The organism is Streptomyces mutabilis, from assembly GCF_014649815.1.
In the GTDB taxonomy this organism is placed as follows: Bacteria; Actinomycetota; Actinomycetes; order Streptomycetales; family Streptomycetaceae; genus Streptomyces; species Streptomyces mutabilis.
This window is the reverse complement of sequence record NZ_BMTT01000271.1, coordinates 1-551: the sequence shown is the minus strand read 5'-3', so window position 1 is coordinate 551 and position 551 is coordinate 1. Positions and strand designations below refer to the sequence as shown.

The 551-nt window shown below is 40.7% G+C and carries 1 protein-coding gene; it reads left to right on the top strand.

Going from position 1 to position 551, the window contains the following annotated elements:
• On the top strand, window positions 1–551 hold a 551-nt coding region (locus IE142_RS40295), incomplete at both ends, for a PLP-dependent transferase (protein WP_191889510.1).

The window sequence follows — 551 nt, the reverse complement described above, 5'->3', positions numbered from 1 at the left end:
CAACATCCTATAGAGCAAGGCGCTGATATTTCACTCTCTTCATTAACAAAATATGTGGGTGGACATTCTGATTTGGTCGCCGGTGCTGCGATGGGATCACGCGAGCTTATTAATCAAGTTCGCCTATTAAGAGGTGCAATAGGGACACAACTTGATGCGCATTCTTGCTGGATGTTAGGCCGCTCTTTAGAAACATTGCAAATTCGCATGGAAAAAGCCAATCAAAATGCGCTATTAGTTGCACAATTTCTACGTGACCATGAAAAAGTGAAAGTGATCCACTATTTACCTTTTGTAGATGAAAATAGTATTGAAGGTCAAGTATTTGCTAGACAATGCACAGGCGCAGGATCAACATTCTCCTTTGATATTGTTGGTGGTGAAGCAGAAGCTTTTCGTTTTCTCAATGCGATGAAAATATTTAAATTAGCGGTAAGTTTGGGAGGAACCGAGTCATTGGCATGTCATCCTGGCTCTACCACACATTCAGGTGTTCCTATGGAATTACGCCACAATATAGGTATTCAAGAAACAACCATTCGTTTATCTAT